Genomic DNA, 25,947 nt, shown 5'->3' with positions numbered 1-25,947 from the left:
CGAGCATAGGACTCGCGCCGAGGGCTGGGAGCCCCCCGGAAGCCTGAGCCGTTTTCCGGTTCGCACTGCGAGAATCACCAGTTATGACGTCCCTCGATGAGACCCGCTCCGCAGTCGGCACGGCATCGGACCGCGGTGCGGCTCCCGGATCGGCGATGACCCGCGAGGAGTTCAGCGCCCACTGCGCCGCGATCCTGAAGAACCTCTGCAGTGTGATCGACGGCAAGGACGCCGAGGTCTCGATGGCACTGACCGTCTTCCTGGCCGGCGGCCACCTGCTGATGGAGGACGTGCCGGGCACCGGCAAGACCGTGCTCGCGAAGTCGCTCGCGGCCTCCGTCGGCGGCACCGTCTCGCGCATCCAGTTCACCCCGGACCTCCTGCCCTCCGATGTCACCGGCGTCTCGGTCTTCAACCAGGCCACCCGCGACTTCGAGTTCAAGCCCGGCCCGGTCTTCGCGAACGTCGTCATCGGCGACGAGATCAACCGCGCCTCGCCCAAGACCCAGTCCGCGCTGCTCGAGTGCATGGAGGAGCGCCAGGTCTCGGTCGACGGTGTCACCCACATCCTGCCGCGGCCGTTCGCGGTCGTCGCGACGCAGAACCCCGTCGAGATGGAGGGCACCTACAGCCTCCCCGAGGCGCAGCGCGACCGCTTCATGGCGCGGCTCTCGCTCGGCTACCCCGATGAGCGCGCCGAGCTCGAGATGATCCGCACCCGCGACGCCGCGAGCCCGCTGGAGGAGCTGCGCCAGGTCGTCGGCCACGACCAGCTCGCCCGGATGATGGACTACGTCCAGTCGATCTACGTCGCCCCGCCGGTGCAGGAGTACGTGGTCGCGATCATGCAGGCGACCCGCATCGACCCCGAGCTGCGCCTCGGTGGCAGCCCGCGCGCGACCCTGCAGCTGATCGCCGCGGCCAAGGCGCTCGCCGCGATCAACGACCGCGACTTCGTCGTCCCGGACGACATCGACGTGCTCGCGGTGCCGGTGCTCGGCCACCGGCTGCTGCCCGCGACCCGGCTCCCCGGCCGCTCCGGCACCGGCACCTCGCACTCGGTGACCGAGATCGTCCAGCGCATCGTCGCCGCCACCCCCGTCCCGTTCAGCGGCCGTGCCGACTGACCCGCGCGATCCGCAGCGCCGTCAGCCGGAGCCCCGTGGTCCCGAGCCCCGTGGTCCTGAGCGCCGCGGTCCCGAGCGCCCGGCGCGGCGGATCGGCGCGCTCCCGGCCGTCCGCGGGGTCGCCCTCACCGTGCGCGGCTGGACGCTGGTCGTGCTCGGCGCGGTCGCGATCGTCGTCGCCCCGATCATCGCGTTCCGCGAGCTGCTCTTCGTCGGGATCGTCCTGCTCGGCCTGCCGGTCGCCGCGATCCTCGCGCTGCTCGTCGTGACGCCGGTGCTGCAGGTGCAGCGCCGCTTCGCCCCCCAGGTCGTCGCGGTCGGCGACGTGGTCGACGTCGACGTCGTCCTCGACAACCGCGGCTCGGCGCTGAGGGCCGGTGCCCGTGCGGAGGACCGGCTCGACCGGGTCGAGCGCGGTCTCGTCTCCGGGCGCACCGTCGCGCGCGGAGCCTTCACGCTGCCGGCGATCGCGCTGCGGGGGAGCGGCTCGAGCCGGGTCCGCGCGCGCTACCGCCTCCCAGCCGGCCGCCGAGGCATCCACCGCATCGGCCCGCTGCGGCTCACCCGCGGCGACGCCTTCGGGCTGGCCGTGCGCGAGACGATCGCCGGCGCGGCCCAGCCCTTCGTGGTGACCCCGCGGGCCGTCCCGCTGCAGAGCGACGTCCTCGACGCCCACGGCGCCGGCGGCTCGAGCCCGGTCGCGCACGCGACGGCCGGCGCGGGCACCGACGACGTCATCCCGCGCGACTACCGCCCCGGCGACGCGATGCGCCGCGTGCACTGGCGGGCCAGCGCCCGCTCGGGCGAGCTCAAGGTGCGCCAGGACGAGCAGAACACCGATCCGCACGCCTGGATCCTGCTGGAGACCCGCGCCGCGCGGATCCTCGACGAGCGCGGCGGCGACGATCGCCTGGAGTGGGCGGTCTCGATGACCGCCTCGCTCGCGGTGCACCTGCTCGAGCGCGGCTTCGAGACGCACCTGATCGAGACCGGCGCGCCCGACCAGCCCGCGCGCTCCGAGGACGAGCGCGAGGCCGCGCACGACGTGCTGCTGCGCCTGGCCGAGCTCGCTCCCGCCGCCGAATCGGTGGAGGCGGTCGGCCGGATCGCCGCCGAGATGCGCGACGCCGGCGGCAGCCGCCCGGTCTTCGCCGTGCTCTCCCGGCTGCACGAGGAGGACCTGGCCGCGCTGGCCTCCCTCGCCGCGCACGCACGCCCGGCCGTCGCCTTCCTCGTCGGCGGCACCCCCGAGGAGGAGGCCGCGCTCGGCTCCCTCGGCTGGTACCCCGTCCCGGTGTCGCCGCGCACCGCCGTCGAGGAGGCGTGGGCGCAGGCCCTCGCACTCCGGGTGGTCGCGTGAGCCGCCGCGGGCGCGACGCCCGCTCGGGCTCGGTCCTGCTCTCGGTCCTGCTCTGGCTCTCGCTCGTCACGGCCTCCTCGGGGATCGGCCGCCTGCTCGAGGGGATCGGCTGGCTCGTCCAGCTGGCCGTCGCTGTCGGCGTCGTCCTCGCCGTCCCCGCCGCGGCGCGTGCGCTCCGCACCCACCCGGTGATCCCGCCGGTGCTCGGCACGCTCGCGGTCGTCGGCGTGCTCACCGCGATGTTCGTGCCCGGGCGGGCTCTGCTCTTCCTGGTCCCGACTCCCGGCGCGATCGCCGATGCGCAGACGCTCGCTCAGGCGGGCTTCACCTCGATCGCGGAGCAGGGCCTCCCGGCGGTCGCCGACAGCGGGATCGCCTTCCTCCTCGTCGGCGGTGTCGTCGTGCTCGCCTGGGCGGCCGACCTCTTCGCCTTCTCGGTGCGCCTCCCCGCGCTCGCGGGTCTCTTCCCCGCCACCCTGCTGGCGGTGCCCGCGATCATCGACCCGGCCGAGGTCTCCTGGCCCAGCCTGCTGCTCACGGCGCTCGTCTACCTCGGGATCCTCGCGGTCAGTGCGCGGCCCGAGCGCCGCGGCCCGCGCAGCGCCTCGCTCGGCGCCACCGTGCCGTCGATCGCGATCGCCGGCGTCGTCGTGATCGTCGCCGGTCTCGTCGCCGGGTCCGCGGGCGGCTTCGCCCGCGTCGCCACGCCGTCCGGCGTCTCCGGCACGCTCTTCAACGGCTCGATCGACCCGGTCGTCGCGCTCGGCGCCGACCTGCGCCGGCCGAATCCGGTGACCGTGCTGCGCTACTCGACCGACTCCGATCTGCCGGTCTACCTCCGCGTGCTCACCGTCTCGGACTTCGAGGGCGAGGACTGGGCGCCCAGCGACACCGAGGAGACCGCCGACATCGCGGCTCCGATCGCTCCCGCCGGCCTCGGCGAGGCCGTCCCGCGCGAGACGGAGGAGGTCGACGTCTCCGTCGAGACCCTCCGCAGCCGCTGGCTCCCGGTGCCGTACCCCGTCTCCGAGCTGAGCGGCGTCGGCGACGGCTGGCTGCAGGACGTGCAGGACGGCTCGATCCGCGGCGACGCCACCACCCGCGCCGGCGACGAGTACGAGGTGCAGGCGCTGCGCCTCGAGCCCGACCCGCAGCAGCTGCTCGACGCCCCGGTGCCCAGCGGCTTCGACCGCTACCTCTCGCTCCCGGAGGACGTCCCCGAGATCGTGCGAACCACGGCGAACGACGTCACCGCGGACGAGGTCACCGCCTACGACCGGGCCCGCGCGCTGCAGCGGTTCTTCCGCTCGTCGGAGTTCCGCTACTCCGAGGACACCCCGGCCGAGGAGGGCTACGACGGCGACGGCGTCGGCGTGCTCGCCTCCTTCCTCGAGGTCCGCGAGGGCTACTGCGTGCACTTCGCCTCGGCGATGGCCGTGATGGCGCGCGAGCTCGGCATCCCCTCGCGACTCGCCATCGGCTACCAGCCGGGCTCGGTCGTCCCGTCTCCGGGCACCGAGCTGACGAGCTACCGGGTGCAGTCGTCCGACCTGCACGCCTGGCCCGAGCTCTACTTCGAGGGCGTCGGCTGGCTGCCGTTCGAGCCGACGCCGAGCCGCGGCGCGCCCGCCTCGTACACGCTGCCGAGCGCCACGACGTCCGCACCGTCGACGACCCCCGGTGCCGCCGCGAGCGCGGCGCCCGGAGCCGAGCCCGGTCAGACCGCGACGCCGACGCCCAGCGCCTCGACCGCGACCGCGAGGCCCGGCGCCCTCGGCGGCGGCACCGCGACCAGCGCGCCGGTCGTCACCCTGTGGTCGCTGCTGGTCCTGCTGCTGCTCGTGCCGTGGCTCCTGCGCGTCGTCCAGCGCGCCGTGCGCCGGCGCCGGGCGGCCGAGGGGGCGCTCGAGCCCGCCTGGGCAGAGCTGCTGGCGAGTGCCCGCGATCTCGGGATCCCGATCGAGGAGGGGGAGTCGCCGCGGGCCCAGGCGGCGCTGATCTCCGCCGCCCTCGGCGACGACGAGGGCGCCCGCTCGGCCCTGCGAGAGCTCCGGCAGGGGGTCGAGCGCGTGCGCTACGCGCCGGTGGCCGCCGAGCAGGCCGCGGGCTGGGGTGCGGCGTCGACCGTGGTCGCGGGACTGCGCGCCTCCGCCGGAGCCGGCGCGCGGCTGACCGCCGCCGTCGCGCCGCGATCGGTCCTCCCGGGCCTCGCGCGGACCCGGCGTCCGAGGTCCGACCTATGATCGTCGGGTGATCCCGGACCCCCTCGACGCCTCGCTCGCGCCGCTGATCGGCCCGCGCACCGCCAAGCCGATCGAGAAGGCGTTCGGCTACCGCACGGTCGGCGAGCTGCTCGGCCACTACCCGCGCCGCTACGCCAAGCGCGGGGAGCTCACCGACGTGTCCCGCCTGCCGGTCGGTGAGAACGTGACGATCGTCGCCGAGGTCCGCGAGGTGCGCTCGCGCGAGATGAAGAACCGCCGCGGGGGACTGCTCGAGGTCATCATCTCGGACGGCACGGGCACCCTGTCGCTGACGTTCTTCAGTCAGCCCTGGCGCGCCACGCAGCTGCGCCGGGGCGTGCGCGGCATCTTCGCCGGGACCGTGTCGATGTTCCGCGAGACGAAGCAGCTGACCCACCCCGACTACCGGCTCTTCGACGACGAGGAGGTCACGGCGCACGGCCCGATCGGGAAGTCGGTGCTCGCGAAGGACTGGACCGAGCGGCCGATCCCGATCTACCCCGCGACCAGCACGATCGCCAGCTGGCAGCTGCAGGCGGCGATCGACGTGGTGCTCGACGACCTCAAGTACGTGCAGGACCCGATCCCCGCGGAGGTGCGGGCGAGCCGCAAGCTGCTCGACCTCGGCGCCGCCCTCGAGCTGATCCACCGGCCGCAGCGCGAGGGCGAGGAGATCCCGGCGCGCGACACCCTGCGCTTCCACGAGGCGTTCCTGCTGCAGCTGGCCCTGCTCGAGCGGCGGGCGGCCGCTCGCTCGACACCGGGGACCGCGCGGGTCGCCGCGCCGGGCGGGCTGCTCGAGCGCTTCGACGCCGCGCTCCCGTTCACCCTCACCGACGATCAGAAGACGGTCGGCCGCGAGATCACCGCGGACCTCGCGGACGAGTCGCCGATGTCGCGGCTCGTGCAGGGCGAGGTCGGCTCGGGCAAGACCCTGGTGGCGCTCCGGGCCATGCTCGCGACGGCCGAGAGCGGCGGGCAGGCGGCGCTGCTCGCGCCGACCGAGGTGCTCGCCGGTCAGCACCTCCGCTCGATCGTCCGCACCCTCGGGCCCGAGCTGTCGGCCGAGCTCGTGCCGACCCTCCTCACCGGCGGTCTCGGCGCGGCCGCCCGGCGCGCGGCGCTGCTGCGGATCGTCTCGGGCACCGCGAAGATCGTCGTCGGCACCCACGCCCTGCTCGGCGACAAGGTCTCGTTCTACGACCTCGGGCTGGTGGTGATCGACGAGCAGCACCGCTTCGGAGTCGACCAGCGCGACGTCCTCCGGCGGAAGGGCGCCCAGCCGCCGCACGTGCTGGTGCTGACCGCGACGCCCATCCCGCGCACCGTCGCGATGACGGTCTTCGGCGACCTCGACGTCTCGACCATCCGCGAACTGCCGGCCGGCCGACCCGGCATCAGCAGCCACGTCGTGTCGCTGGCCGACCGTCCCGCCCTCATCGCCCGCGCGTGGGAGCGGGCCGACGAGGAGATCCGCAAGGGCCACCAGGTCTACCTCGTCTGCCCGGCGATCGAGCCGGGGGAGGCGGCCGAGGGCCCGCTCGCCGCGGAGGACGAGCCCGCGGCCACTCCGCTGACCACGGTGTCGGAGACCCTCGAGGGCGTCCGCCGGCACGTCCTGCTCGGCAAGCGCCGCTCGGCCGCCCTGCACGGGCGGATGACGGCGGAGGAGAAGGACGCCGTCATGCAGTCCTTCGCGGCCGGGGAGATCGACGTCCTCGTCTCGACCACCGTCATCGAGGTCGGTGTCGACGTGCCGAACGCGTCGATGATGATCGTCCTCGACGCCGAGCGGTTCGGCGTCTCGCAGCTGCATCAGCTGCGCGGCCGGATCGGGCGCGGCGGCGTGCCCGGCGTCTGCCTCTTCGTCACGGCGGCCGAGGCCGGCAGGACGCCGCGCGAGCGGGTGGAGACCGTCGCGGCGACGCTCGACGGCTTCGACCTGGCCGAGGCCGACCTCGAGCTGCGCCGCGAGGGCGACGTGCTGGGCGATTCGCAGTCCGGCGGCCGCTCCTCCCTGCGCCTGCTGCGCGTGGTGCAGGACTCCTGGCTCATCCTCGAGGCGCGGGTGCTGGCCGAGCGGCTGCTCGAGACCGACCCGGTGCTCGCGACGCATGACCGCCTCCGCGCCGCCCTCGAGCGGCGCGTGCAGGACCGCGACCGCGAGTTCCTCGGCAAGAGCTGACCCCGACGGGGAGGGTCCGCCCCGGCTCGCCCGCCGGGACGCCCGATACGCTGAGGGCATGGCCCGCATCGCCGTCGTCCCCGGCTCGTTCGACCCCGTCACCCTCGGGCATCTCGACGTCATCGAGCGCGCCGCGCGCCTCGTCGACGAGTTGCACGTGGTCGTCGTGCACAATCCGGCCAAGACGGCGCTGCTGCCGATCGCGCAGCGCGTCGCGCTGATCGAGCAGTCGATCGCCGAGGCCGGCATCGAGGGGACGATCGTCGTCGCCTCCTGGAGCATGGGCCTGCTCGTCGACTACTGCACCGACGTCGGCGCGAGCATCCTGGTGAAGGGCATCCGCTCGCAGGTCGACGTGGCCTACGAGACGCCGATGGCCATCGTGAACCGCAACCTCGCGCACGTCGAGACCGTGTTCCTCCTGCCCGACCCGGCCCACGCCCACGTCTCGTCCTCGCTCGTCCGCCAGGTCTCGGCCCTCGGCGGCGACGTCTCGCCGTACGTGCCGCCGGCCGTCGCGGCGTACCTCGCCTCCTGACCGCCCGCTCGCACGTTCCCGCCCCGGGCCGCAAGCGCCTCGTCGGCGTGCGCTCCGCGTCTCCGGCGCCTGGGACAATGGCGGGATGAGTGCGATGCGCGTGGCGGCCTGGGTCCTCGAGGGGATCCCCGAAGTGGTCCCGGGGGACGACCTGCTCGAGCTGATCCTCGCGGCGGTCGAGGCCGCTCCGGTCGCCGACCGTCCCGTCGACGGCGACGTCCTCGTGGTGACCAGCAAGGTCGTCTCGAAGGCCGAGGGCCGGGTGGTCGCCGCGGACGACCGCGAGGACGCCATCACGGCCGAGACGGTCCGCGTCGTCGCCACCCGCGCGCACGCGCACGGGATCACCAGGATCGTGGAGAACCGCCTCGGCATCGTCCAGGCCGCCGCCGGAGTCGACTCCAGCAACGTCGCGGAGGGCACGGTGCTGCTGCTGCCCGAGGACCCGGACGCCTCCGCCCGCGCGCTCTGCTCCGGTCTGCGCGAGCGGCTGGGGGCCCGCGTCGGCGTGATCGTCAGCGACACCCTCGGCCGCGCCTGGCGGGTGGGCCAGACCGACGCGGCGATCGGAGCGGCCGGGCTGCTCGTGATCGACGACCTGCGCGGCGCCGTCGACGCGCTCGGCCGGACGCTCGCGGTGACCATGCCCGCGGTGGCCGACGAGATCGCCGCGCTCGGCGACCTCGTGAAGGGCAAGGCGACCGGTCATCCCGTGGCCGTCGTGCGCGGCCTCGAGCGGCTCGTCACCGGGCTGGACGCGCCGGGCGCCCGCACGCTGACCCGCACCGGTCCGGACGACATGTTCCGCGTCGGCGCCGACGAGGCGCACGCCGAGGGCTACGCGGCCGGGCTCGCTGCGGCAGCCGGGCGGGTCGCCTCGTGAGCGGCGCCTGGACCGCCGTCGTCGTCTACCGGGGCCGCGGCATCTCCAAGACCCGGCTCGAGCTCGTGGCGCGCTCCGCCCTCGCCGAAGCGTTCCTCCTGGACACCCTCGCCGCGGTCGGCGCGGCGGAGTCGGTCGGCGCCGTCGTCCTCGTCACCTCCGACATCTCCGCGGTCGAGCGGGCCGCGCTCGAGCACCCCGGCCTGCACGTCGTGCGCGATCCCGGACAGCTCAACCCCGCGGTCGCGGCGGGCATCGCGCAGGCCGGGGACCTCCGTCCCGGCTCGCCCGTGATCGCGCTGACGGCCGATCTGCCCGCGCTCACCGCCGCCGACCTCGACGCCGCCCTCGCGGCCGCCGGCGAGGTCCCGTCGATGGTCGGCGACCGGGCCGGCAGCGGCACGACCGCGCTGCTCCTGCCCGGCGGTACCGGCCCCGAGCCCGCCTTCGGCGTCGGCTCGCGCGAGAAGCACGTCGGCGCCGGCTATCGCGTGCTCGACCTGCCCGAGTCCTCGACCCTGCGGCTCGACGTCGACACCGTCGACGACTTGCGCCACGCCGAGTCGGTCGGCGTGGGGGTCTGGACCGCGCGCGAGTTCGACGCCGCCGCCTGAGCGCCGGTCCGCCGCCGGTCCTCCTGCCGCGCGGCGATCAGTCGGCGAGCAGTCCCTCCTCGAAGGCCGCGGTCAGCCCGCGGTCCAGCGCCAGGGTTGCTTCGTCCACCGAGCGGATCGGCACGGCGCGCCGGGTGCTCGACACCAGCCAGGCCGCGTCGGCACCCGCCAGTGCGGAGACGGGCAGGTCCCGTCGCGCGGAGTCGAATCCGGCCCGCTCGCCGATCGCGAGCAGCCGCGATACCGTCGTGCCGTCGAGGATCCCCGCGCCCGCCGCGGGCGTCAGGAGCACCCCGTCGGCCAGCAGTACCAGGCTCGAGGTCGCGCCCTCGAGGAGGAGGCCGTCGCTCGTCCGCCAGACCACGTCCTCGGCGCCGCGGCTCCTCGCCTCGCGCAGGGCCGCTCGGGTGACGGCCCCGGAGGTCGACTTGACGCCGCCGAGGAGCCAGGGCGCGTCCTCCAGCGCGCCGTGCGCGTAGCCGCGGTCGAGGACGGCGACGGCGACGCCGTGCTCGCGCAGCGCCGAGGAGTCGGCGGTCGGCTCCGCGCGGACCGTGGCTCGCGCCGTCGTCGCGTCCCGGTAGCCCGCGACCATCCGGATGCTCAGGTCCTCGACCGCGTCGTGCTCCGCGACCGCGAGGGCGATCGCCGCCGACCACGCCTCGGCCGGCGGGATCTCGAGCCCGACGGCGGCGGCCGATGCGGCCAGGCGCGCGAGGTGCTCCTCCCGCCCGTGCGCACGGCCCCGGATCACGGCCAGCGTCTCGAAGACGCCGTCGCCGCGCAGATAGCCGGGCTCGTCGACGTGGACGAGACCGGCCTCGGGATCGCGCAGCCGCGGGGTGCCGGTGTCGTCGATCTCGACGAGGACGGGGGAGGTCATCCCCCCATCCTGGCCCGCGGCGGAGCTCAGCGGGCGGTGAGACCGCGCGCCACGTCGTCCGCCGTGAGCAGCTCGCGCGGCGGCTCCGCGCGGGCTCCCGCCGCGGCCAGCACGTCGACGGCGGCGAGCGCGTCGAGGTCGAGCCCCGTGGGTCCGGTCAGGCTCGACACGGCGACCTGGAAGGTCCGGTAGGCACCGAGCGGAGCGAGGCCCTCGCGGTCCTCGCCGTCGACGATGCGCTGCACCAGCGCGGTCTGGTCGAGGAGGTACGCGCTCGCGGCGAGCGTCGTGCCGTCGGGGCTCCAGGCCGCGATCTTCCAGAAGCGGAGCGGGACGCCCACCCCGCGGTAGACCGGGTCGCCCTCGGCCAGCACCGGGCCGGTGAAGACGTCGATCCGGGCGCGGTTCGCCTGGGCGTACTCGAGCACGAGGTCCTCGAGACCGAGCCACAGCTCCTTCGACTGGTTGAAGCCGCTCGCCTGCGGTGCCGCGTTCGTGTAGCAGAAGCTGTCCACGTTGCCCGCGCGCGCCTCGGCCGGCTCGCCCCAGACGGGGTCGCGGCGGCGGACGAGGTGGCCGCGGTCGAAGTCGTTCCGCGCGTACACCTCGGGGCCGGTCTGCTCGCTCGCGGGCACCCGCTCGTCGAGGTGCCAGTCGTCGCCGCGGCCGAGGTCGAGCAGCCGCGCCCCGTCGATGTTCACCGCGGTCGACAGCGCGAGGCGGCGCTCCGGGTCGAGGAGCACCTCGAAGTGCGTGTACGGCAGCTCCCGCACCGGGCGATCGCCGACCGGCCGGGGCGCCGCGAGCGGGACGCCGAGGAAGCCGGGGTCGAAGCCGCTCACTGGTCGACCTCCGCCGTCGGGGTGGTGGTGGGAGTCGCGGTCGGCACCGGCGTCTCCGTCGCCGTCGGCTCGGCGGTCGGCTCGGCCGTGGCGGTCGGCGTCGCGGTGGCCGTCGGAGCGGGCGCCTGCGTCTCGGGCGCGGGCACCAGAGCGCCGTTGCTCACCAGCAGGGTGATGCTCGAGTAGCGGGCGATCGTCGTCCCGGCGCCGGGATCGGTCCCGGCGACGGTCCCGGCGGGTGTCGCCGCGTCCACGGTGGCGCCCTCCTCGACGTCGAAGCCGAGGTCCTCGAGCACCTCGGTCGCGTCGTCGACGGACTGCCCGGCCACGTTCGGCACGGCGATCTGCCGGCCGTTCAGCAGTGCGCTGCTCGGGTCGGCGAAGTCGTCTCCGCCGTACTTCTCGTCGGCGCGGGTCATCACCGCGTTCCAGATGTAGTGGCGCAGGTTCGAGGCGTAGGCGCGCGCGTTCGTCTCCGCGCTGCGGACCAGCACGCCGCGCATCGACGCGTCACCGGTGATGTTGCCGACCCAGACCACGGTCGCCACGCGGCTCGACGCCCCGTCCATCCAGGTGTGCACGGCGTCGTCGGTCGTGCCGGTCTTGCCGATGTGCTCGATGCCGTCGTCCGGATCGGAGGCGGCGGCGGTGCCGCTGGTGACGACGTCCTGGAGTGCGTCGTTCGCCACCGCGGTGAGCTCGGGGGAGAGCGCCTGGGTGCAGGTCGAGACCGGCGCCTGGACACCGACCCCGGTCGAGTCCGTGATCGAGTCGATCGCGATCGCGGTGCAGGCCGTGCCGTTGTTCGCGAAGCCGGCGAAGGCGGTCGCCATCGAGATCGGCGCGATCTGGTCGGCCGAGCCGAGGATCGCCGAGGGGATCGGCTGCAGCGGTGCTCCGGACGCGGTCTTCACGCCGAAGGCCGCGGCCTGGTCGCGGATCGAGCAGAGGTCGAGCTGCTGCGCCATCGCGACGAAGACGGTGTTGATCGAGCGCATCGTGCCCTGGAGCACGCTGTAGGTGCCGTTCTCGTTCTCGTCGTTGCCGACCGGGAAGGAGCCCGTCCACTCGCCGCCCGGCTCGCAGGAGGCGGGGAACTCGGAGAAGGTGCGCTCGCGGCCGTTGACCGTCTCGAAGATCGTGTGGCCGTTGGCGATCCACTGCGCGAGGGTGAAGATCTTGTAGGTCGAGCCGACCTGGAAGCCCGCGGAGCCGCCGTAGGCCGTGTCGGCGTTGAAGTTGATCGCGGAGAAGTTCTCGCCGTTGACCGAGCCGGCTGCGTCGTAGTCCTTGTTCTGCACCATCGCCAGGACCCGGCCGGTGCCGACCTCCATCGAGAGCGTCGAGCTGCCGATGTTGACGTCGTCGATCGGCGTCTTCGGCACCCACTCGTTCGTGGTCGCCGTGGCGACGTCCTGCAGGTCGCGGTCGAGCGTCGTGTAGATCTTGTAGCCGCCGCGCTGGAAGTTGGCGAAGCGGGTGTTCTCGTCGTCGCCGAAGGCGGGGTCGTTCTGGATGACCCGGGTCACGTAGTCGCAGAAGAAGGCGGCGTTGCCGGCCTGCTGGCAGCCCGTGGGCGTCTCCTTGATCGCGGGGACGACCTCCTCGGCCACCGCGGCGTCGTGGTCGGCCTGCGAGATCTTCCCCTCCTCGAGCATCCGGTCGAGGACGTAGTCGCGCCGGACCTTGTTCTCGGGGATGTTCTCCGGCTGGTCGATGCGGAGGCCGTTCGGGTTGTTCACCGTCGCGATCAGGCTGGCGGCCTGCGCGAGCGTGAGGGTCGCCGCGGTGCTGGAGAAGTAGTACTCGGCCGCGGCCTGGATCCCGTAGACCTGTCCGCCGAAGCCGGCGATGTTCAGGTAGCCGAGCAGGATGTCGTCCTTGCTGTACTTCTTCTCGAGGTCGACGGCGAGCTTCATCTCCTTGAGCTTGCGCGCCGGAGTCGTGGCGGTCGCCTCGTCGTAGGCGGCCTGCGAGGCCGCGGCGTCGGTGTCGCTCAGCGCCTCGGCCTTCTGCACGAGGACGTTCTTCACGTACTGCTGGGTGATCGAGGATCCGCCCTGCAGGTCGCCGCCGACCACGTTGCTGAGCACCGCGCGGATCGTGCCCTGCAGATCGACGCCGCCGTGCTCGTAGAAGCGCGGGTCCTCGGTCGAGACGGCCGCGTTCTTGACGAACTGGCTGACCTGGTCGAAAGCCACCTCCTCGCGGTTCTGCGCGTAGAAGGAGGCGAGGAGACCGTCGGTCCCGTCCGCGTTCTTCGCGTAGATCTCGGTCTTCTGCGCCAGCTGGCCCAGCTCGAGGTACTCGGGCACGGTCTCGAAGAGGCCGATCGGGTTGTTGGCGGCGAGCCCGGTGACGGCGAGGGCGGGAGTGACGCCGACGGTGATCAGCAGCCCTCCGGCCAGGCTCGCTCCGACGACACCGAGGACGCGGGCGAGCACGCCGCTGCGGGCGGTTCCTTGCGCAGACATGGCTACGAGAGTAGGCGACGAGTCTGCATCCCCGGTGCCCGGGTGTGCCGCGTCGGCTCGGAGTACGGTGAGCGGATGAGCCGGCAGCAGCGATGAGCACCCCCGTGGACCCCGCCACCACCCGCCCGCGCGCGGTGCTCGTGGTGGCGATCCTGGCCTCTTTCGTGGCGTTCCTGGACGGCACCGTCGTCAATGTGGCGCTGCCCGCGATCACCCGGGAGCTCGGCGGCGGGCTGGCGGTGCAGCAGTGGGTGGTCGACGGCTACCTGATCACGCTCGGCGCGCTGATCCTCGTCGCCGGCTCGCTGGCCGACCGGATCGGGCGCGCCCGCAGCATGACGATCGGCCTGATCGGCTTCGGCGTCACCTCGCTGCTCTGCGCGCTCGCGCCGTCGGCGGAGGTGCTGATCGTCGCGCGGATGCTCCAGGGCGCGGCCGGGGCGATCCTCGTGCCCAGCTCGCTCGCGCTGATCATTGCGACGGTCCACGGTGCCGCGCAGGCGAAGACCATCGGCGCCTGGACCGCCTGGACGGGGACGGCCACGATCGCCGGGCCGGTCATCGGCGGTCTGCTCGTGGACGCCGGGTCCTGGCGCTACGTCTTCGCGCTCAACATCCTCCCGATCGCGGTGACGCTCCTGCTGCTGCGCCGGCTCGGTCACGTCGATTCCGGCACCCGGGTGCCGATCGACGGGGTCGGCGCGGTGCTCGGCATCGTCGGCCTCGGCGGCCCCGTCTTCGCCCTGATCGAGCAGGAGCGGCTCGGGTTCGGGAACCCGCTGGTGCTCGTGGCCCTGATCGGCGGACTGGCCGCCCTGGTCGCGTTCGTGCTCTGGGAGCGGCGGACGCCGAACCCGATGCTGCCGCTCTCGCTGTTCGCCTCGCGCAACTTCACCGTGGGCAACGTCTCGACGGCCTTCGTCTACGGGGCGCTCTCGTTCGGCTTCTTCGGCCTCGGGCTGTACCTGCAGCAGGGCCTCGGCTTCTCGGCGACACTCGCCGGGCTCGCGACCCTGCCGCCGACGATCCTGCTCCTGCTGCTCTCGCAGGTGGCGGGCTCGCTCACGGCGCGGTTCGGGCCGCGGCTGTTCATGGGTGTCGGCCCACTGGTCGCCGGCGTCGGCTTCCTGCTGCTGGCCGGCGTCCGCCCGCCGGCCGACTACGTCACCCAGCTGCTGCCGGGCATCCTGCTCTTCGGCCTCGGCCTCGCGATCACCGTCGCCCCGCTGACCTCGACCATCCTCGGCGCGGTCGACAGCCGGCACAGCGGAGTCGGCTCCGCGATCAACAACGCGGTCTCGCGGATCGCCGGTCTGGTCGCGATCGCCGCCACCTCGCTGATCGTGGGCGACAGCCTCGACGCCGAGGGCTTCAGCCGCGCGGCGATCGCCACCGCGGTGCTGCTCTTCCTCGGCGGGCTGGTCTCGCTGGTCGGCATCCGGAATCCCGTGCGCGACGCGGAGCCGTCCGCCGCCCTCTGACGGGTCGGCCGTCGAATTCGGCGACGCGGCCCTGGTCAGAGCTGCGTGGCCCCTTTCCGAGGGTCGAGACCGGCGCCGACGTGTCCATCCGTCGACGACCCGGTGACCGGTGTCGAAAAAGGTTGTCGCTACATGGAATACTCGATCCGTCGATGCGCTTGCATACATCGGACGGGGACGAGCTTCCCGCGCGATTCACACTCACGAGGAGAGACCATGAGCGACACCACCACCACCATCCCCGGATACCGCGCCGGCACCTGGGTCATCGACCCCACGCACAGCGAGGTCGGCTTCAGCGTCCGCCACCTGATGATCAGCAAGGTCAAGGGCAAGTTCGAGCGCTTCACCGCCACCTTCACCACCGGCGAGAACCCGCTGGACTCCAAGGTCGAGGCCACCGCCGAGGTCGCCTCCATCAACACCAACGAGCCCAACCGCGACGGTCACCTCCGCACCGGCGACTTCTTCGAGGCCGAGACGTACCCCTCGATCCACTTCGTGTCGACCGCGGTCCGCGCGAACGGCGACGACTTCCTCGTCGACGGCGAGCTCACCATCAAGGACGTCACCAAGCCCGTGACCTTCGAGGTCGAGTTCGGCGGCTTCGGCTCCGACCCCTACGGCAACTACAAGGCCGGTCTGACCGCCAAGGCGACCATCGACCGCACCGACTTCGGTCTCACCTACAACGCCGCCCTCGAGACCGGTGGCGTGCTCATCGGCGAGAAGGTCACCATCACGCTCGACCTCCAGGCCGCGCACCAGGCGTAGTCCGTCCCCGCATGCTCGAGGCCGCCCCTCCCCGCTCGGGGAGCGGGCGGCCTCGGTCGTTCCAGCTCCATGCTGATCGAGCAGCCCGCGGAGCGGGCGTATCGAGATCCCCCGTCGCCGTGCGGCGAGTCTGCAGTCCCGCCCTGCTGAGGACGGCGGGTCTCGATACGCCCCTGCGGGGCTACTCGACCAGCATGGAGAGAGACGCGTCGACCTCATGCTGATCGAGTAGCCCGCGGAGCGGGCGTATCGAGATCCACCGTCGCCGGATGTCGAGCCCGCAGTCCCGGCTCGCTGATGAAGGCGGGTCTCGATGCGCCCCTGCGGGGCTACTCGAGCAGCATGCTCGGCATGCGAAAGCGGCTCCGGCTCGTCGTTCGGGGCGAGAATCGCGTGCCGGGACCCGTTCCGCGTGCCGGAGGTCGCCCCGGGAGGCTAGAGGATGCCGAGGTCCTTCAGCTGCTCGGAGATGCCGGCGCCGTCCGGGGCGTAGACCCACGGGGTGCCGCTCGTCTCCGAGAGGTCGGCCGCCTTAGACCGGCCGCCGGCGAGCACCGCCTCGCCGTTGGAGAGCTGGCGGATCGCGATCGCCGCGACCTTCTCCGGGTGCTCGTGCGCGAAGTCCGAGTAGATCTCCTCGTCGTGCTGCCCGTCGTCGCCGACCAGCAGCCAGCGCACGTCGGGGAACTCGACGGCGAGGCGGCGGAGGTTCTCCTCCTTGTGCAGCTTGCCGCTGCGGAACCAGCGGTCGTGCGTCGGCCCCCAGTCGGTCAGGAGCAGCGCTCCCGCGGGGTAGAGGTGCCGCGAGAGGAAGCGCGTCAGCGCCGGCGCCACGTTCCACGCGCCGGTCGAGAGGTAGATGACGGGCGAGCCCGGGTTCTGCCGCGAGAAGCGGTCGAGGAAGACGGCCATCCCCGGCGTGGGCATCCGCGCGTGCTCGTCGAGCACGAAGGTGTTCCAGGCGGCGACGAACGGCCGGGGGAGCGCGGTGACCATGACCGTGTCGTCGACATCGGACACGACGCCGATCCTCGCCTCCGGACGGACGATGAAGACGGGGGCCTCGACCGGCAGGCCGCCCTCGACGGTGAGCGTGATGACGTGCCAGCCCGGCTCGAGCGTGATCGGGATGTCCGTGTCGACCACGCCGCCGCGGTCGGCGACCACGCGGTGGCTCTGCCCGTCGACCGCGACCGAGACGACCGCGCCGCTGATGTAGAGGCTGGTGAAGCTCCGCCAGCCGCGGACGCTCTCGACGGGCTGGACCTCCTCCGCGCCGGGCGGCGTCGGCCGGGTGTAGAGGACCCGCGCGAGCACCCGCAGCTGCTCTGTGGTGCCGTAGCCGGTGTAGGGGATGACCCGCGGCACGTAGCCCTTGCGGGTAACCCGGCGCATGCGCAGCGCGTGGATCCGGTCCTCGATGCGTGCGGCTCGGTGCAGGACCTCGGCCGCCCCGGCGCTCATCGGTTTGCTCTCAGGCGTCAGCGGCATCCGCCCAGTGTGCCAGACCCTCCGGCGCGGCCGCGGGGCGGCGGTCGCGATCGGTCGTCACCGGTCAGTCCGCGACCGGCTCGATCAGCTCGGGACCGTTCGTCCCCACCGTGCCGACCGCGGCACCGACCTGCTGCACCTCGAGCTCCTCGGCGAGCTCGGCCGCACCGTCGGACGCCGCGCGCAGCAGCCCGCCGTCGCCCTCGGTGAGCGGGTCGAGCCAGTCCTCGATCAGTTCGGGCTGCAGCAGCACCGGCATCCGCTCGTGCACCTCCGCCACCGCTCCCGCGGAAGGGCGGGTCAGGACCGTCGCCGACAGCAGCCACGGCGCGCCGGGCTCCGCCGAGCGCCACCACTCGTACAGCCCCGCGAACAGCACCAGGGCACCGCCGCCCGGCGAGACGAACACGGGGGCCTTCGTGCCGTCGGCGCCGACGCGCCACTCGTACCAGCCGGAGGCGGGGACGATCGCCCGGCGGGCAGCGAACGACTCGCGGAAGGACGGCTTCTCGGCGACCGACTCGATCCGGGCGTTGAACAGCGGCGCCCCGGACGGATCCGCGGCCGAGCGCGGTACCAGGCCCCAGCGGGCGCCGGCCAGGCGACGGCGCGGCGGCTCGCCCTCCTCCACGCCCTTCATCGATTCGGCGACGACGGCGATCCGCTGCGTCGGCGCGATGTTCCAGGACGGGCCGGGCAGATCGGGGCCGGGCTCGTCGATGTCGAAGAGCGCGACCAGATCCGCGCTGGTCTGAGAGAGGACGAAGCGTCCGCACATGGGTCCTCCTGGGTGGTGCTGCTCGGCCACCCGACGTGGGGCGTAGAAAGCGAGAGACATTCGGTGATTCGACGCGAACGGCACGTCCGCGTGCGTACGATTGTAGAAACCGATCCCGAAGGAGCTTCGCCGTGCCGCTTGGAAATCTCGTCGATCGACCTTTCGGAGAGTCGCCTCAGGTCCGCAACGAGCCGGTCCAGGTCCGCAGCGCGGCCCGGCTGGCCTCCCTCCTCGACGCCGCCGCGGCCGTGGTCGACGAGGTCGGCTTCGACCGTCTCACCACCGCGATGGTGGCCGAGCGTGCCGGCGCCGCGATCGGCACCGTCTACCGCTACTTCCCCGACCGCATCGCGGTACTCCAGGCGCTGCGCGAGCGCGCCCTCGAGCGCTTCCGCAAGAAGGTCATCACCGACATCCGCGAGAAGCACCCGGCCGACTGGTGGGGCGCCGTGGACTGCGCGGTCGACGCGTTCTGCGACATGCACCGCACGGAGGCCGGCTTCCGCTCCATCCGCTTCGTCGACACGATCCACGCCCCCGAGGTCGCGGGGGAGGCGTTCGAGGCCGGTTTCTTCGCGCGCCGCTTCGCCGAGATCCTCGCGTCGGAGTACGGCCTGCCCGGCGGTGCGCAGCTGTCGTTCCGCCTCGAGGTCACGGTCGAGGTCGCCGATGCGATGCTCACCCGCGCCTTCCTGATCGACCCCAACGGCGACCAGCGCTTCATCGACGAGAGCCGCGCGCTGCTGCGCAACTACCTCTCGATGCACTACGGGCCGATCGAGGCCTGACCGCCCGGCCGTCCCCCGGTCATCGGGGGCCGACCGCGGCCTAGCTCTTTCCACGCTCCATCGCAACACTGCGCCATCCGGGTTGGCACGCGTCTCCGATTGATGTTTTGCTGAGCGCCAGGTTCTGACCGGGACCACGGGACAGGGAAGAGCAGGACCGTGATCGAATTCCGCGGAGTGAGCAAGCAGTATCCGGACGGCACGCGGGCGGTGGACGACTTCTCGCTCGTGCTGCCCTCCCGGCAGACCACCGTCTTCGTCGGCTCGTCCGGCTGCGGCAAGACGACGATCCTGCGGATGATCAACCGCATGATCGAGCCGACCGGCGGCACGATCGAGATCGACGGCGAGGACATCTCCAAGCTCCCCGCCGTCTCGCTGCGTCGCCGCATCGGCTACGTCATGCAGAACTCGGGCCTCCTGCCGCACCGGCGGGTCATCGACAACATCGCCACGGTGCCGCGTCTCAACGGAGTGGCGAAGAAGCCCGCCCACGACCGCGCGCTCGAGCTGATGGACACCGTCGGACTCGACCGCTCCCTCGCCACTCGCTATCCGAGCCAGCTCTCGGGCGGGCAGCAGCAGCGCGTCGGAGTCGCGCGCGGCCTCGCCGTCGACCCCAACATCCTGCTGATGGACGAGCCGTTCGGCGCCGTCGACCCGCTCGTGCGCGCCGACCTCCAGCGCGAGACGCTCCGCCTGCAGCGCGAGCTCGACAAGACGGTCGTCTTCGTCACCCACGACATCGACGAGGCCTTCCTGCTCGGCGACCAGGTCGTCATCCTCGAGAAGGGCGGCCGGATCGCGCAGAAGGGCTCGCCCGCCGAGATCCTCGCGAACCCCGCGAGCGAGTTCGTCGCCGGCTTCGTCGGCGCCGACCGCGGCAAGCGCTCCCTCTCGATCGAGGAGCGCGACGGCGCCCGGATCGTCGTCGACGGCGACGGGCGGCCCACCGGCGTCCTGCGCGGGCAGGACGGCGTCGGCGCGTGAACTGGGTCGTCAACAACACCGATCAGATCGTCGCGAACCTGCTGGCGCACCTCGCGCTCTCGGTCCCGCCGATCCTGCTGAGCTTCGTGATCTCGCTGCCGTTCGGCTGGATCGCCAACCGCTACCGCTGGAGCCGCGGCACCCTGCTCACCGGGCTCGGCGTGCTGTACGCCATCCCGTCGCTGGCGATGTTCATCCTGCTGCCCGCGCTGCTCGGCATCCCGCTGCGCTCCACCGCGAACGTCATCATCGGCCTCACCCTCTACGGCATCGCGCTGATGGTGCGCACCACCTCCGACGCGCTGTCGGCGGTGTCGGAGGACGTCACCCAGTCGGCGACGGCGATGGGCTACTCCGCCTGGGCCCGGTTCTGGAAGGTCGAGTTCCCGCTCGCCGGTCCCGTCCTGCTCTCCGGTCTCCGCGTGGTGACCGTCAGCACGGTCAGCCTGGTCACCGTCGGCGCGGTGCTGGGCATCCAGAGCCTCGGCCTGCTCTTCACCGACGGCTTCCAGCGCGGCATCCAGGGCGAGATCATCACCGGCATCGTGCTCACGATCGTGCTGGCCCTCGTGCTCGACGGCCTCCTCGTCCTTCTCGGCCGCCTGCTGATGCCGTGGACGACCCTCGACCGGGCCCGCTCGCGCCGGAGAGCCGTGCGCGTCGAGAAGGCGGTGACGACGTGAACCTCATCGTGCAGGCCTTCGCCTGGATCGGCGACCCCGCGCACTGGGAGGGCATCTACGGCATCCCCACCCGTGTCGGGCAGCACCTCGGCATCAGCCTCATCGTCCTCCTGATCGCCGCCGCGATCGCCATCCCGCTCGGCTACCTGATCGGGCACACCGGCAAGGGCAAGGGCATCGCCGTGCCGATCGCCGGCGGCCTCCGCGCACTGCCCACGCTCGGTGTGCTCGTGCTGGCGGCCATGAGCCTCGGCCTCGGCCTCGGGGCGCCGCTCATCGCGCTGGTGATCCTGGCGATCCCGTCGATCCTCGCGGGCGCCTACTCCGGTCTCGAGGCGGTCGACCGCCGCACCGTCGACGCCGCGCGCGCCGTCGGCATGACGGAGTGGCAGATCCTGGCGAAGGTCGAGATCCCGCTGGGCCTGCCGCTGCTGATCGGCGGTCTGCGCGTCGCGGCCCTGCAGATCATCGCGACGGCCACGCTCGCCGACTACATCGGCGCCGGCGGTCTCGGCCGCTACATCTTCCAGGGCGTCAAGGCGGGCGACTACCCGCAGATGCTCGCGGGCTCGATCATCGTGATCGTGCTCACGCTGCTCAGCGAGGTGCTGTTCGCGATCCTGCAGAGGGTCGCCGTGCCCCGCGGTGTCGTGCTCGGCCTCGGCCGCGCCTCGACCGAGCGCACAGGTTTCCGCGCGTCGTCACTCCGACGCCGCGCGGTGGTGGGAATCCCCATCGACGAAGGGAAATAAGAGATGTTCACAGCAACCAAGAAGGGCCGTGTCGTTCTCAGCGCACTCGCGGTCGGCGCCGTGGTGGCGCTGGCAGGGTGCTCGTCCAGCGATCCGCTCGACGAAGGATCGGGAGCGACCGCCGGCGGCGACACCATCGTCATCGGCTCGCAGGACTACTACTCGAACGAGATCATCGCCGAGATCTACGCGCAGGCCCTCGAGGACGGGGGGATGACCGTGCAGCGCGACTTCCGCATCGGTCAGCGCGAGATCTACCTGCCCGAGATCGAGAGCGGCTCGATCGACGTCTTCCCCGAGTACGGCGGCAGCCTCCTGCAGGCGCTGGAGCCGGACACGACCGCGACCACGGCCGACGACGTCTACTCGGCGCTCACCGACGCCCTGCCCGACGGACTGCGCGCGCTCGACGCCGCGGACGCGAGCGACCAGAACTCGTACACGGTCACCCAGGCCTTCGCCGACCAGTGGAAGCTGACCGACATCGCCTCGCTGAAGAACGTCACCGACCCGATCGTGCTCGGCGGCAACTCCGAGCTGCAGACCCGTCCCTACGGGCCCGACGCGCTGCAGTCGAAGTACGGCATCACCACGACGTTCCAGGCGATCGAGGACAGCGGCGGATCGACGACCGTCGACGCGCTGGCCAGCAACCAGATCCAGATGGCGAACATCTACACCGCCGACCCGAACATCGAGTCGAACGACCTGCTGCCCCTCGCCGACCCCGACGGCCTGTTCGTCGCGGACAACGTGGTGCCGATCGTCTCCGACAAGGTCGACGACGACGCCGCGGAGATCATCGACGGCGTCAGCGCGAAGCTGACCGCCGAGGACCTCGTCGAACTCAACTCCGAGAGCGTCAACGAGGAGAAGTCGGCCGCGGCCATCGCGACCGAGTGGCTCACCTCGGCCGGCCTGATCGGCTGACGCGACCCGCTCACGCCCGGAGGCGCGTCACTCGTCGAGGTGACGCGCCTCTGCGCGTGAGAGGAGCTTCTTCACTCCGATCACGACCAGCACGAAGACCACGATCGCCCCGACGAAGAGGTAGCCGGCGTAGTGCAGGCTGTCCGACAGCTCGCGGTAGCCGCCCGCCGCGGCGGCCCCGACGCCGACGTAGGCGAACGACCAGAGGATGCACGCGGGCGTCGTCCAGGCCATGAACGTGCGGTAGCTCATGCCGCTCATCCCGACCGTGAGGGGGATGAGCGAGTGCAGGACCGGGAGGAAGCGGGAGAGGAACACGGCGATGCCGCCGCGGCGTGCGAGGTAGCGCTCGGCGCGCAGCCAGTTCTTCTCGCCGAGGCGGCGGCCCAGGCGCGACCCGCGGATCCGCGGTCCGAACCAGCGGCCCAGGTAGAAGCCGACCGATTCGCCGCAGAGCGCCCCGATGATCACGGCGACGGCCAGCGCGACGAACTGCAGGGGAGAGGTCACTCCGGTCGCGCTGACGATCACGACGGTGTCGCCCGGCACGATCAGCCCGGCGAGGATCGTCGTCTCGAAGAAGACGGCGAGGCCGGCGAGCAGCGTCCGCCAGACGGGCGGCACGCTGACGACGAAGGCGAGGAGGCCGGTCAGAGCGTCGTTCACGGGATCGTGGCGTCCATCGGGGTCAGCGGACCCGCTTGAGCAGCGACCAGAACGTCTCGACGATCGAGCCCATGTCGACCTGGTCGTCGAGCAGCCACTGCACCTGCAGTCCGTCGGACAGTGCGGTGATCATCTTGGCGGCGAGCTCGGGGTCGATGTCGGCGGCGATCAGGCCCTCGCTCTGGTCCTCGCGGACGCGGGCGGCGAAGACCTCGTTGACGGTCCGGTAGCGCTCGATGAAGAACTCGTGCGCGGGGTGCGACTCGTCGGTCGCGTCGGCGGAGAGCGTGGCGTAGAGGTGGACGAGACCGGGTACCTCGCTGTTGTGCCGGATCAGCCGGACGACCTCCTCGATCGCCTGGTCGCCCTTCTGCTCGAGGTCGTAGACGGCGCGGTCGGTGTCGTCGCGCTTGCGGAGGACCTCCGCGAAGAGCTCCTCCTTCGAGTCGAAGTAGTGCAGCAGCCCCGCCTGCGTCAGCCCGACCTCCTCCGAGATCTCGCGCAGCGAGGCCTTGCGGTACCCCTGCCGCGAGAACACCTCGAGAGCGGTCTGCAGAATCTCCTCGCGCTTCGCGACACCCTTGGCGTAGCTCCCCTTGCTCGGCATTCCTCGATCGTAGGGGGCGCGGCCGGGCGGGAGCCGCGAGCGGCGCAGGAGGGCGGTGCACGCTTTCCCGCGGTCGGTGCCGGGCGACGGTGAACCTGTGGAAATCCTGGCAGTCAAGCGGCCTTCCGCTCAGGTTCTGGAGCGTACGTCGATCACTCGCCGTCGAGAGGCCCGTGGACAGCGCACGGACGACTCCGGCCGCTGCTCGACCGGACCTGCGCGGGGAGGTCGCTCGACGTCGAGACGCTCTGTCTCGACGTCGAGGAATCACCGGCGAGGGGGTGTGCGCGAGGCCGCGGCGACCACCCCGGGAAGGGTGTCGTAGAGGGGGCCCTGACGGCCGCACATCCGCTCCAGTACTGGGATCCGAGCCGATCGAGCCCCCGCCGCCGACCTAGGCTCGGGGCCGTGAACGAACTCCTGGATCCGCTCCTCCTGTCGCGCTGGCAGTTCGGCCTGACGACGATCTACCACTTCCTCTTCGTGCCGCTCACCATCGGCATGGCGCTCACGGTGGCGATCTTCCAGACCTGCTGGGTGCGCACCGGCCGCGTGCACTACCTCCAGCTGACGAAGTTCTTCGGCAAGATCTTCCTGATCAACTTCGCGATGGGCGTCGTCACCGGCATCGTCCAGGAGTTCCAGTTCGGCATGAACTGGAGCGACTACTCCCGCTTCGTCGGCGACGTCTTCGGCGCCCCGCTCGCCTTCGAGGGGCTGCTCGCGTTCTTCCTCGAGGCGACCTTCATCGGCCTCTGGATCTTCGGCTGGGACAAGCTCCCCGAGAAGCTGCACCTCGCCACGATCTGGCTCACCACGCTCGGCACCACGCTCTCGGCCTACTTCATCATCGCCGCGAACGCCTTCATGCAGAACCCGGTCGGCTTCCGGATCAACGAGGCCAAGGGCCGCGCCGAGCTCACCGACATCTGGGCCCTGCTCACCAACAAGGTCGCCCTCGCCGCGTTCCCGCACACGATCTTCGCCTGCTTCATGGTCTCGGCCGCCGTGATCATCAGCGTCGCCGCCTACCACCTCTCGCGGAACCAGCACCTCGAGACGATGCGCCCGGCGCTGAAGTTCGGCGCCTGGATGATGCTGATCAGCGGTGGCCTCACCCTCTTCACCGGCGACTCGCTCGGCCTCGCGATGGTCGACACCCAGCCGATGAAGATGGCGGCTGCGGAGGCGCTCTACAAGACCTCGACCGGTGCCGACGCCTCCTTCTCGATCTTCACCTGGGGCACTCCCGACGGCTCGAGCGAGCTCTTCTCGATCCGCATCCCCTATCTGCTCTCCTTCCTCTCGACGCACACCTTCACCGGCACCGTCGAGGGCATCAACGACCTGCAGGCGCAGTACAGCGCGGTCTACGGCCCCGGCGACTACACGCCGATCATCTGGATCACCTACTGGTCGTTCCGCTGGATGATGGCGCTCGGCGTCCTCGCCATCGGCGTCGCCGCCGCCGGCCTCTGGTTCACCCGCAAGGGCCGCGAGCCGAAGCAGTGGATGTGGAAGATCGCGATCTGGGCCGCCCCGCTGCCGCTGCTGGCGATGATCGTCGGCTGGGTCTTCACCGAGATGGGCCGTCAGCCCTGGCTGGTCTTCGGACTGCTGAAGACCGCGGACGGCGTCTCGCCCGGCGTGAGCGGCATCGAGGTGCTGATCTCGCTGATCGCCTTCACCGCGATCTACGGCACCCTCGCGGTCGTCGAGTTCCGGCTGATCAAGCGGGCGGCCCAGGCCGGTCCCGACGACGCCCCCGAGATCGACGAGGAGAGCGGTCGCCCGCAACTCGTCGGCACCGTCTACTGAGAAGGGCACTGCGCACATGGACCTCGGATCGCTCGATCTGGCCACGCTCTGGTTCTGGATCGTCGCCGTCTTCTTCATCGGCTACTTCGTGCTCGACGGCTTCGACTTCGGCGTCGGGATGTCGCTGCCGTTCCTCGGCCGCGACGACACCGACCGCCGCGTCCTGATCAACACGATCGGGCCGGTCTGGGACCTCAACGAGACCTGGGTCATCGTCGCGGGGGCCGCGATGTTCGCCGCCTTCCCCGAGTGGTACGCGACGCTCTTCAGCGGCTTCTACCTGCCGCTGCTGCTGATCCTGCTCGCGCTGATCGCCCGCGGCGTCTCCTTCGAGTACCGCCACCAGCGGCCGGAGGCCGCCTGGAAGAAGCGGTTCGACTCGATGATCGTGGTCGGCTCGGCCGTCCCCGCGTTCCTCTGGGGCGTCGCCTTCGCGAACATCGTGCAGGGCGTGCCGCTGGACGCGGACCACAACTACATCGGGACGGTCTTCGACCTGCTCAACCCGTACGCGCTGCTCGGCGGTGCGACGACGCTCCTGCTCTTCTTCACCCACGGCGTCGTCTTCGTCTCGCTGAAGACGGACGGCGAGATCCGCGAGCGGGCGCGCCGGCTCGCGACGCGGGCGGGACTCGTGACGATCGCGGTCGCCGCGGTGTTCCTCGGCTGGACGAACCTGGCGCAGGGGAGCGGCCCCTCCTGGCTGCTCTCGATCGCCGCGGCGACCGCGCTGATCCTCGCCTGGATCGCCAACGTGCGCGGGCGGGAGGGCCGCGCCTTCGCCCTGCTGGCCGGCACGATCGCCCTCGCGGTGCTCGCCCTGTTCACCACGCTCTTCCCCGCGGTGATGCCCGCCTCGAACGACATCGCGAACAGCCTGACCATCGAGAACGCCTCGAGCACGCCCTATACCCTGACGGTGATGAGCTGGACGGCGCTGGTCTTCGTGCCGCTCATCGTCGGCTACCAGGCCTGGACCTACTGGATCTTCCGCAAGCGCATCACCCGGACGCACATCCCGGTGGACGCGCACTGACCGA

The 25,947-nt window shown here is 72.0% G+C and carries 23 protein-coding genes; 16 read left to right on the top strand and 7 right to left on the bottom strand.

All coding sequences use genetic code 11. The annotated features are described in order from the left end of the window. Positions 1 to 155 precede the first annotated feature (155 nt). The 7 genes from HQQ86_RS01845 to cofC all read left to right on the top strand — a co-directional run bounded on the left by HQQ86_RS01845 (position 156) and on the right by cofC (position 8,950). The gene (locus HQQ86_RS01845) at positions 156 to 1,127 is read left to right on the top strand and encodes a MoxR family ATPase (protein ID WP_216844999.1); all 972 of its coding nucleotides are present in this window, start codon (positions 156 to 158) and stop codon (positions 1,125 to 1,127) included. Next, positions 1,117 to 2,487, top strand: a complete 1,371-nt coding sequence (locus HQQ86_RS21910; protein WP_173286008.1) for a DUF58 domain-containing protein — start codon at positions 1,117 to 1,119, stop codon at positions 2,485 to 2,487. Before HQQ86_RS01845 ends, HQQ86_RS21910 begins: the two co-directional genes overlap by 11 nt. Beyond that, positions 2,484 to 4,730: a DUF3488 and transglutaminase-like domain-containing protein gene (locus tag HQQ86_RS01835; protein WP_173286006.1), complete on the top strand. Its 2,247-nt coding sequence runs from the start codon at positions 2,484 to 2,486 to the stop codon at positions 4,728 to 4,730. Before HQQ86_RS21910 ends, HQQ86_RS01835 begins: the two co-directional genes overlap by 4 nt. Positions 4,731 to 4,737: 7 nt before the next feature. After that, entirely contained in the window at positions 4,738 to 6,915 is a 2,178-nt protein-coding gene (locus HQQ86_RS01830) for an ATP-dependent DNA helicase RecG (protein WP_367948516.1), read from the top strand. Between the two features lie 58 nt (positions 6,916 to 6,973). Continuing rightward, positions 6,974 to 7,453 carry a pantetheine-phosphate adenylyltransferase gene (gene coaD / locus HQQ86_RS01825; protein ID WP_160088545.1) on the top strand — a complete coding sequence of 160 codons (480 nt, stop codon included), beginning with the start codon at positions 6,974 to 6,976 and terminating at the stop codon, positions 7,451 to 7,453. A gap of 85 nt (positions 7,454 to 7,538) precedes the next feature. After that, positions 7,539 to 8,336: a coenzyme F420-0:L-glutamate ligase gene (gene cofE / locus HQQ86_RS01820; RefSeq protein WP_216844903.1), complete on the top strand. Its 798-nt coding sequence runs from the start codon at positions 7,539 to 7,541 to the stop codon at positions 8,334 to 8,336. Then, positions 8,333 to 8,950 carry a 2-phospho-L-lactate guanylyltransferase gene (cofC, locus tag HQQ86_RS01815; protein ID WP_173286004.1) on the top strand — a complete coding sequence of 206 codons (618 nt, stop codon included), beginning with the start codon at positions 8,333 to 8,335 and terminating at the stop codon, positions 8,948 to 8,950. The genes cofE and cofC overlap by 4 nt, the downstream gene beginning before the upstream one ends. 37 nt (positions 8,951 to 8,987) lie before the next feature. Here the strand turns inward: cofC and HQQ86_RS01810 are convergent, their stop codons facing one another. From HQQ86_RS01810 to HQQ86_RS01800, 3 genes are read right to left on the bottom strand one after another with little or no spacing between them, the layout of a single operon-like run. Beyond that, complete coding sequence (locus HQQ86_RS01810; RefSeq protein WP_173286001.1) at positions 8,988 to 9,833, bottom strand: aminotransferase class IV; 846 nt, start codon at positions 9,831 to 9,833, stop codon at positions 8,988 to 8,990. A 26-nt stretch (positions 9,834 to 9,859) separates the two neighbouring features. Further along, complete coding sequence (locus tag HQQ86_RS01805; protein WP_367948515.1) at positions 9,860 to 10,675, bottom strand: DNA/RNA non-specific endonuclease; 816 nt, start codon at positions 10,673 to 10,675, stop codon at positions 9,860 to 9,862. After that, positions 10,672 to 13,149 carry a transglycosylase domain-containing protein gene (locus HQQ86_RS01800; protein WP_173285999.1) on the bottom strand — a complete coding sequence of 826 codons (2,478 nt, stop codon included), beginning with the start codon at positions 13,147 to 13,149 and terminating at the stop codon, positions 10,672 to 10,674. Before HQQ86_RS01800 ends, HQQ86_RS01805 begins: the two co-directional genes overlap by 4 nt. Positions 13,150 to 13,241: 92 nt before the next feature. On the opposite strand from HQQ86_RS01800, the gene HQQ86_RS01795 reads away from it, so the two are divergent. Together HQQ86_RS01795 and HQQ86_RS01790 are read left to right on the top strand one after the other, a co-directional pair. Beyond that, positions 13,242 to 14,630, top strand: a complete 1,389-nt coding sequence (locus HQQ86_RS01795; RefSeq protein WP_173285997.1) for a DHA2 family efflux MFS transporter permease subunit — start codon at positions 13,242 to 13,244, stop codon at positions 14,628 to 14,630. 216 nt (positions 14,631 to 14,846) lie between these two features. Next, a complete protein-coding gene (locus HQQ86_RS01790; RefSeq protein ID WP_173285995.1) occupies positions 14,847 to 15,404 on the top strand; it encodes a YceI family protein in 558 nt (185 codons plus the stop codon). 435 nt (positions 15,405 to 15,839) lie between these two features. Here the strand turns inward: HQQ86_RS01790 and HQQ86_RS01785 are convergent, their stop codons facing one another. Both HQQ86_RS01785 and HQQ86_RS01780 read right to left on the bottom strand, forming a co-directional pair. Then, positions 15,840 to 16,895 (bottom strand): App1 family protein, encoded by a 1,056-nt coding sequence (locus HQQ86_RS01785; protein WP_173285993.1) that lies wholly within the window; start codon positions 16,893 to 16,895, stop codon positions 15,840 to 15,842. A 64-nt stretch (positions 16,896 to 16,959) separates the two neighbouring features. Continuing rightward, on the bottom strand, positions 16,960 to 17,673 hold the full coding sequence (locus tag HQQ86_RS01780) for an SOS response-associated peptidase (protein WP_173285991.1): 714 nt from the start codon (positions 17,671 to 17,673) through the stop codon (positions 16,960 to 16,962). A gap of 131 nt (positions 17,674 to 17,804) precedes the next feature. On the opposite strand from HQQ86_RS01780, the gene HQQ86_RS21070 reads away from it, so the two are divergent. The 5 genes from HQQ86_RS21070 to HQQ86_RS01755 all read left to right on the top strand — a co-directional run bounded on the left by HQQ86_RS21070 (position 17,805) and on the right by HQQ86_RS01755 (position 21,816). Next, positions 17,805 to 18,461 carry a TetR family transcriptional regulator gene (locus tag HQQ86_RS21070; RefSeq protein WP_173285989.1) on the top strand — a complete coding sequence of 219 codons (657 nt, stop codon included), beginning with the start codon at positions 17,805 to 17,807 and terminating at the stop codon, positions 18,459 to 18,461. Positions 18,462 to 18,620: 159 nt separating this feature from the next. After that, a complete protein-coding gene (locus tag HQQ86_RS01770) occupies positions 18,621 to 19,451 on the top strand; it encodes an ATP-binding cassette domain-containing protein (protein ID WP_173285987.1) in 831 nt (276 codons plus the stop codon). Next, on the top strand, positions 19,448 to 20,134 hold the full coding sequence (locus HQQ86_RS01765; protein WP_173285985.1) for an ABC transporter permease subunit: 687 nt from the start codon (positions 19,448 to 19,450) through the stop codon (positions 20,132 to 20,134). The genes HQQ86_RS01770 and HQQ86_RS01765 overlap by 4 nt, the downstream gene beginning before the upstream one ends. Next, positions 20,131 to 20,886, top strand: coding sequence for an ABC transporter permease (locus HQQ86_RS01760; RefSeq protein ID WP_173285983.1), 756 nt, complete (start codon positions 20,131 to 20,133; stop codon positions 20,884 to 20,886). Before HQQ86_RS01765 ends, HQQ86_RS01760 begins: the two co-directional genes overlap by 4 nt. Positions 20,887 to 20,889: 3 nt before the next feature. Next, complete coding sequence (locus tag HQQ86_RS01755; protein WP_173285981.1) at positions 20,890 to 21,816, top strand: ABC transporter substrate-binding protein; 927 nt, start codon at positions 20,890 to 20,892, stop codon at positions 21,814 to 21,816. Between the two features lie 27 nt (positions 21,817 to 21,843). On the opposite strand, the gene HQQ86_RS01750 is transcribed toward HQQ86_RS01755, so the two are convergent. Beyond that, on the bottom strand, positions 21,844 to 22,482 hold the full coding sequence (locus tag HQQ86_RS01750) for a DedA family protein (protein ID WP_173285979.1): 639 nt from the start codon (positions 22,480 to 22,482) through the stop codon (positions 21,844 to 21,846). Between the two features lie 22 nt (positions 22,483 to 22,504). After that, positions 22,505 to 23,089 carry a TetR/AcrR family transcriptional regulator gene (locus HQQ86_RS01745; RefSeq protein ID WP_160088573.1) on the bottom strand — a complete coding sequence of 195 codons (585 nt, stop codon included), beginning with the start codon at positions 23,087 to 23,089 and terminating at the stop codon, positions 22,505 to 22,507. Positions 23,090 to 23,497: 408 nt separating this feature from the next. Between HQQ86_RS01745 and HQQ86_RS01740 the strand changes: the two genes are divergently transcribed. Both HQQ86_RS01740 and cydB read left to right on the top strand, forming a co-directional pair. Further along, entirely contained in the window at positions 23,498 to 24,907 is a 1,410-nt protein-coding gene (locus HQQ86_RS01740; protein ID WP_173285977.1) for a cytochrome ubiquinol oxidase subunit I, read from the top strand. Positions 24,908 to 24,923: 16 nt separating this feature from the next. Continuing rightward, positions 24,924 to 25,943 carry a cytochrome d ubiquinol oxidase subunit II gene (cydB, locus tag HQQ86_RS01735; protein WP_173285975.1) on the top strand — a complete coding sequence of 340 codons (1,020 nt, stop codon included), beginning with the start codon at positions 24,924 to 24,926 and terminating at the stop codon, positions 25,941 to 25,943. Positions 25,944 to 25,947 lie beyond the last annotated feature (4 nt).

It is taken from the genome of Rathayibacter sp. VKM Ac-2857, assembly GCF_013205025.1.
In the GTDB taxonomy this organism is placed as follows: domain Bacteria; phylum Actinomycetota; class Actinomycetes; order Actinomycetales; family Microbacteriaceae; genus Rathayibacter.
Note: the sequence above shows the minus strand (reverse complement) of the source record. Positions and strands in the feature narration are given on the sequence as shown.

What these genes read in the sequence shown, in the direction of transcription:
- HQQ86_RS01845 (WP_216844999.1), top strand. Translation starts at nt 156, where the DNA reads ATGACCCGCGAGGAGTTCAGCGCCCACTGCGCCGCGATCCTGAAGAAC.
- coaD (WP_160088545.1), top strand. Translation starts at nt 6,974, where the DNA reads ATGGCCCGCATCGCCGTCGTCCCCGGCTCGTTCGACCCCGTCACCCTC.
- cofE (WP_216844903.1), top strand. Translation starts at nt 7,539, where the DNA reads ATGAGTGCGATGCGCGTGGCGGCCTGGGTCCTCGAGGGGATCCCCGAA.
- HQQ86_RS01810 (WP_173286001.1), bottom strand. Translation starts at nt 9,833, where the DNA reads ATGACCTCCCCCGTCCTCGTCGAGATCGACGACACCGGCACCCCGCGG.
- HQQ86_RS01800 (WP_173285999.1), bottom strand. Translation starts at nt 13,149, where the DNA reads ATGTCTGCGCAAGGAACCGCCCGCAGCGGCGTGCTCGCCCGCGTCCTC.
- HQQ86_RS01795 (WP_173285997.1), top strand. Translation starts at nt 13,242, where the DNA reads ATGAGCACCCCCGTGGACCCCGCCACCACCCGCCCGCGCGCGGTGCTC.
- HQQ86_RS01790 (WP_173285995.1), top strand. Translation starts at nt 14,847, where the DNA reads ATGAGCGACACCACCACCACCATCCCCGGATACCGCGCCGGCACCTGG.
- HQQ86_RS01785 (WP_173285993.1), bottom strand. Translation starts at nt 16,895, where the DNA reads ATGCCGCTGACGCCTGAGAGCAAACCGATGAGCGCCGGGGCGGCCGAG.
- HQQ86_RS01780 (WP_173285991.1), bottom strand. Translation starts at nt 17,673, where the DNA reads ATGTGCGGACGCTTCGTCCTCTCTCAGACCAGCGCGGATCTGGTCGCG.
- HQQ86_RS01755 (WP_173285981.1), top strand. Translation starts at nt 20,890, where the DNA reads ATGTTCACAGCAACCAAGAAGGGCCGTGTCGTTCTCAGCGCACTCGCG.
- HQQ86_RS01745 (WP_160088573.1), bottom strand. Translation starts at nt 23,089, where the DNA reads ATGCCGAGCAAGGGGAGCTACGCCAAGGGTGTCGCGAAGCGCGAGGAG.
- cydB (WP_173285975.1), top strand. Translation starts at nt 24,924, where the DNA reads ATGGACCTCGGATCGCTCGATCTGGCCACGCTCTGGTTCTGGATCGTC.